The 6,407-nt window shown below is 39.2% G+C and carries 4 protein-coding genes; all 4 read right to left on the bottom strand.

The window, feature by feature from the left end:
• On the bottom strand, positions 1-739 hold a 739-nt coding region (locus tag E1176_RS08315), incomplete at its 3' end, for an MIP/aquaporin family protein (RefSeq protein ID WP_155210148.1).
• Positions 740-830: 91 nt separating this feature from the next.
• Positions 831-2,423: an alpha-amylase family glycosyl hydrolase gene (locus E1176_RS08310; protein WP_155210147.1), complete on the bottom strand. Its 1,593-nt coding sequence runs from the start codon at positions 2,421-2,423 to the stop codon at positions 831-833.
• 14 nt (positions 2,424-2,437) lie between these two features.
• Positions 2,438-5,512, bottom strand: coding sequence for an alpha-amylase family glycosyl hydrolase (locus E1176_RS08305; protein ID WP_155210146.1), 3,075 nt, complete (start codon positions 5,510-5,512; stop codon positions 2,438-2,440).
• A gap of 64 nt (positions 5,513-5,576) precedes the next feature.
• A partial coding sequence (locus tag E1176_RS08300) for a SusF/SusE family carbohydrate-binding protein (RefSeq protein WP_155210145.1) occupies positions 5,577-6,407 on the bottom strand: 831 nt, incomplete at its 5' end.

The raw sequence follows: 6,407 nt of genomic DNA, 5'->3' as shown, positions 1-6,407 counted from the left end.
CAATAACGATTGAATACGTCCAATGGTATTGCTGTAAAAACAACATTTTGTAAAGTGCTCCTCCCAGCAGGCCTCCTAATAAAGGCCCTACAACGGGCACCCAGGCATACGACCAATCAGACTTACCCTTACCAGCAATAGGCAATAGAAAATGAGCTATCCGAGGTCCAAAATCTCTTGCGGGATTTATGGCAAAACCAGTAGTACCACCCAGTGAAAGGCCAATCACTACTATGAGGGCTCCAATCACCAGCGGATTCAGTCCTTCTGTAAACTCGTTGGCTCCGATAAACAGAATAGACATGATAAGCACCATGGTTCCTATCATCTCACTCACAAGGTTTGAAGCATAGGATCTTATTGCCGGACCAGTGCAGAAAATCGCCAGCTTGGCTCCTGCATCATTACTTTTTTTCCAATGTGGGAGGTAGTGAACCCATACGAGTGTAGAGCCTAAACCTGCTCCTAGAATTTGCGCAGCGAGGTAGCCCGGTACCTTGCTCCATTCAAAATCACCGACAAATGCAAGGCTTAAGGTTACTGCCGGGTTGATATGCGCGCCACTGATGTTGCCTGCAGCATAAATCGCAAATGAAACTGCCAAACCCCAGGCAACTACAATTACCAACCAACCTGCATCTTTGGCTTTACTATCATTTAATAAAACTCCAGCAACCACTCCGGAGCCTAATAACATAAGTATGAAGGTGCCTATAAATTCACCGAGATAAATCGACATAGCTTACTATTAAGTCATAAAAAAAGGAGAGCCCATATAGAACTCTCCAATAATAATACTAATTAATAGCGCTATTTCATAGCAACACTTTTTACTGATTTACTATTGCCGATTTATAAGCTGGTAGCGTAAGCTTACCTTCTTCAAGCCATTCATTGTTGCCGAAAATCAATGATTTTGAGCTTTCTATATCTATAGTTTGTTCTGTATCAGAGAGGTTATGTACAACTATTACATTTTGACCATCTGATTTTCTATCAAAAACCAGTAGTGATTCATTTTCTACTTGTTTTGCCTGTAAATCACCTAATGTGAGCGCTTCATTGCTCTTTCTGATTTCTATAAGACTCTTGTAATAATTGTAGAGCGAGTTATTGTCTTTCACCTGTTCTTCCAAAGAGGTGATGGTTTCATCAGTAGAGAACTTAGGCTCAATCCAGCTTGCTCTTCCCTCACCAGCAGGTGTTTCCCAGATAAATGGCTCTCTGATATTAGGGTCAGGTTTCATCCCTTTCATACCAATTTCTTCACCATAATAGATGTAAGGTGTACCCGGTAGCGTAAGTAATATTGCAGCGGCTGCCTTGGCTTTCTCAACATCGTTATCCAGCATAGACATGGCTCGGTTTTGATCATGATTTGTTAAGAATGTAGCATTGGTATACCCTTCGTTTACCTCATTATATGTTTTTTTATTTTCTATTACTCTGGTTATAAAAGAACCAACCGAGTCAGTATCCCACCCATGGCCTGAAATACTGGCCTTAGTAACCTTTCCTTTGTTCACAGACTCTATAATGCTAAATGCTAAATCGAAGTCAAATAATGCTGTAAATCCTTTTACGTAAGGCGCCTGGGTTTCTGTATTAGCCCAGACCTCTCCTACTATGTAAACATTAGATTTAATTTTCTCCATTTCGGTCTTAAACTCAGCCCAAAACTCATGGCTATCTTCTGCCCTGTCATCAGGATAGATATGCTTGGCAGCGTCCATTCTAAAACCATCGACATCCATTTCTTCCAACCAAAACTTACCAATAGCATAAACCTCTTTACGTACTTCAGGATTGTCAAAATTTAAGTCTGGCATTCCTCCATGAAAGAATCCGTAGTAATGCTCAGCTGTTGTGTCACCATCTACAGCATGCCATTGAGTGATATTATCTGAGTCAAAAGAGATTTCCTTCTTGGCGATTTCCTCTGCGATTGAGTCTTTGTCGGCCCATACATAATAGTCGCGATATTTGGCATCTGGACCCTGCATAGCATTTTGAAACCATGGGTGATCAGAACCTGTGTGATTAATAATGAAGTCTATTATGACCTTGATACCCATGCTGTGTGCCTCATCAACGAAAGCTTTAAAGTCCTCCACAGAACCATAATCAGGGTGGATACTCTTATAATCAACCACATCATATTTGTGGTATGAAGGTGACTCCATGATTGGCATCAGCCATATAGCATCAGCCCCCAGGTCTTTGACATGTTGTAGTTTGGAGGTCATGCCTTTGATGTCGCCAATACCGTCTCCATCGGAGTCGTAAAATGACTGCACGAAAATTTCATAAGCTACCGACTTGGGTGCCCAGTGGCCGTTGTTATTTTTAACAACCTCTTTCTTATTTTCTTGCTGACTACAACTCACAAGCAGTAAACAAAAAATTGATAAATATTTATTCATTAGGTGTCTAATTTTTAATTCTTAATAATGCGATTTACAATGCTTGATTTACCACCAGATACTTTTATAAAGTAAATTCCTGCTTTTAAATCAGATATATTCAAAGTATGATCCTCACTAAGCCTCTCTTCTTTGAGGAGTTCTCCTGTGATTGAATAAACATATACCTCATCCTTCGCCTGAAATCCTTTAACATAGATTTTCCCATCAGTCGGATTGGGGAAAACAACATTACCTTCTCCAGCGATGAGCTCGAGACTTGTAATGAGATTAGATGTTGATATACTTACTACATTGCTTTGAGTCTTGTATTGCTGATTACTTGCATAAACTGCATAAGAATAGTCAGTGTTCGGCTCAGCACTCTCATCTATAAATGTTTCAGAATTTGAAGACACTGAGGCTATTTCATTTAAATTACCAGAATCACTTCCTCTATAGATCTTATAACTAGTCTCTATAACCGACTCATCACTCCATGATAATTGAACTCCCTGATTAGCCACCTCACTAGCGGTTAAGCTGATTGGTGCGTTTGGCTGCACATGGTTAGTCAATTCAGAAGCCACTGCATTTAATTTCACATCAGTGTAAATTCTAAACTCACCCGGAGACATCGACAACTCTTCAGATCCTCCGGATACTACAAGTTCATCTCCATTGGCAAAATAATGATACCAATTACCGTCATGCGGAAATGTAGCTGAGACATTTTGATTGGTAACATTAAAGTTGCACACCACAACCACATTCATCTGAGATGGGTCTGTCGGAGTAGCTGTGTAAGGTTGGTTTTTCAACGTGACCTGCTTAATTAAAGACTGACTTTGATCGAGCGTGAAATCAGAACTATTAAATATATCATAGCTAGTCTTTAGGTCAGCCAGCGCGCCAGTCAAATTGTACAATCTCAATCGATCCGTATCTTCATTATAAGCCAAACCATCTGCAGATGAGGCCCAAGGAGCTGGTTTTTCACCTGTCCTTCCATTTAGCTCAATTGATTTATCGTAACCAAGCTCTCCAAACTGCCAGATCATCTTAGGACCGGGGATAGTGTAATAAATGGCAGAGGCGGCTTTCACTCTTTCCAGAGCTACATTCAAGTTTTTTGTATTATGCCCACCATTTGATGTATTCCCAAATTCCAGATTTCTGTAAACCAGGCGTTCTTCGTCATGACTTTCCATATAAGCAATAAGGTTAGGGTCATTCCAGTTTCTTGTACCGTGATATGACCATTCAATATTTGAATCATCCGAATAACCTAAAGTCAACTGATTGTAGTTATGATTCATATTACCCCACATCATAATACCATAATCAGCCAAAACCTTTTCTTCACTATTGGCTCCCAAATGTTCGAAAATAATGTGGGCATCGGGGTGATCAACCCAAATAGCATCCACCATCCTCTTTAGTAAGTCAATCCTTTTTTGATTATATGAACTCCAGGCACCAACATCGGATCCTTCAGTGAAATCTTGAGTAAAGCCCTTTGTTAAATCAAATCTGTAGCCATCAAATTTGTACTCTTCGAGCCAGTAATGATTTACAGTGTCTACAAAGTTTTGAGTATACGGAGACTCATGGTTAAAATCATAGAAAACGTTAAATGGGTGTCTAGGAACCACATTAAGCCACGGATTGTCTGCTGCAGGAACAAAATCAGCATCATTCCAATACAATTGTGCTATAGGATTGTCTTCATGAGTATGGTTGAGCACCATATCAAGTATTACAGCCATTCCTCTTTTATGACACTCATCAATAAACTCTTTTAAGGCATTTTTACTACCATAATACTTATCAGGAGCAAAGAAGAAGGAAGGGTTATAACCCCAACTCAAATTACCATCAAACTCCATAATAGGCATTAACTCGATAGCATTGACACCTAATCCTTCGATGTAGTCGAGACGATCGATGATTGACTGATAGTTTTGAGCATCTTCAAAATCCCGTACTAAAAGCTCATAAATCACTAAGTCTTCCTTGGCCGGAGCATTAAAATCAGTTACTTGCCAATTGTAAGCAGCTTGTCCAGTTTGTAGCACCGAAACAATTCCTTCAGCTTCTGCAGGATAGCTTTTAAGATCTGGGTAAGTAGCTGCCGGTATAAAGGCATCATTATCCGGATCAAGCACTTTGTCTGCATATGGATCAGGCACAACTATATCCTCGTCTACCAAATATTGAAAGGCATATTCAGTTCCGCTAACGAGGCCTGAAATTTCTAACCAAAAGAGATCTCCATCTTTATTCATTTGATAAGCTGAGCCAGGAATCCAATCATTGAACTCTCCTATGACATAAACTGAATTTTTACCAGGTGCCTCCAGGCTGAGTATAACTTTTGTATCATCTGAGGTATAATTAATTCCTTTTTGTACTCCTGTCGGAATAGTGACGGTTGGTGTAGCTTCTCTAACAATAAAGTAAAAACTGTCAGATGCTGTATTGCTGCCATCGTTAGCTGTTATAATTACCTCTACAGTTCCAGTTTCTGTGACAGTATGATTATAGTTAATGGCTGTGCCGTTGGTTGAAGAAACTTCAGTACCATTGATAGATAGAGATAAAAGCGCATTTGCTGAGGAGGCAGCTGAAATATTTATTACCTGACCTGAATTCACAAACTGGTAAGCAGAAGTAGGTTGTGTGAATGCCACTTCTAAGTTTCCTGAAGAGATGTTTATAAATTGATCTGCAGTCTGTCCACCCGAAAAATCGCGAGCTTTCACCAAATAACCAATACGTGTTATTTCGCTAGCTGACTTATTAAAAATCTTAGTTGGAGTAAAAGTTAAAGTATACTCGTTTGCAGTTCCTGTTGAAGTAAATTTGGCGTCATCTGCACTGTTATCTGCAGGATTGACGTTAGTAATTGCATCACAGTCTGAGGAACAGTCTGGTAAAAAAGCCCATAGCCAAACTTCTGTTTCATCTTCGAGTGTTCCTACCCCAGTGACGTCAACTGTAATTGTGATTGGTTCATCTGCCTTAGGAAAGTCAGGTGAAACTGTGAATGTTTGCGCAGATAAACTACCAGAGATAAAAACGAAGATTAGTAAGAAAAGATTTTTCATATCACTGTATAAAAAAATAGCGCAGCAAATGCTGCTGCGCTATGTATAAAATATATAAACTGAATTATTGCAATATAAACGTATAACGCATATTCAAATCATTAAAATAAATATCATATACACCTGCTTCAGCAGGTATATTATCGAATGTATTCTTGATTCCTACTGCCGATGGAAAAGCGAAACCACCCCAATTATCTGTCCAGTCATCATCTGCTCTAAACTTTATTACATCTTGTGTCAATGTAACATCCTCAATATACCACTTATGAGGATCATCAATATATTGTGTCATATCCACATCAGGTCCGTCAAACCCAACAGGTAGTGCATCTCCAATAATTCCCATCGTTCCGAAAGTAGCTGCCGTTGAAGCATTATATGAAGCAAAAGTGTAAGACTTATTTTCAGCATCAACCGTCAATGTATAGTATCCGGCAACTGATACTTGAATAGCTCCTGGGTCGCTAGTAGAACCATCATTTACGGCCAAAGAATTAGCAGTTGAACCAATACCCCATTGCGGTTGCCATTGCCCCCTCACTTCTAACATTTTAAACTCTCCCGCACTAAAGTATCCCGTGTAATGAAATAAAAACTCATTATTTTCATCTCTAAATAAGCTCATGTAAGTTGAATTGTCATAGCCTACTTCAACAGCCGTACCCACTAAGAATAAATTAACTGGCGGAACCAAGTTGGACATTCGTTCAATATCAATTTTATAATCTGATAATGAGTTTTTACTTATTCCATCTGTTAAGGCAACAACTCTCCATTTTAGATTAGCTGTTTCTCCTTCACCATAACCATTAGATTCAAGCAAATCATCTATTTGAGATTGCGTTAATGTGAGTTCACTATCTGAACCTGAGTTATTAGAAGCTACTTGCAG

Origin of the sequence: Fulvivirga aurantia, from assembly GCF_009711475.1 — a bacterium.
Taxonomy (GTDB): Bacteria; Bacteroidota; Bacteroidia; order Cytophagales; family Cyclobacteriaceae; genus Fulvivirga; species Fulvivirga aurantia.
The sequence above is the reverse complement of the archived record's forward strand: the minus strand, read 5'-3'. Positions and strand labels throughout refer to the sequence as shown.

What these genes read in the sequence shown, in the direction of transcription:
- E1176_RS08310 (WP_155210147.1), bottom strand. Translation starts at nt 2,423, where the DNA reads ATGAATAAATATTTATCAATTTTTTGTTTACTGCTTGTGAGTTGTAGT.
- E1176_RS08305 (WP_155210146.1), bottom strand. Translation starts at nt 5,512, where the DNA reads ATGAAAAATCTTTTCTTACTAATCTTCGTTTTTATCTCTGGTAGTTTA.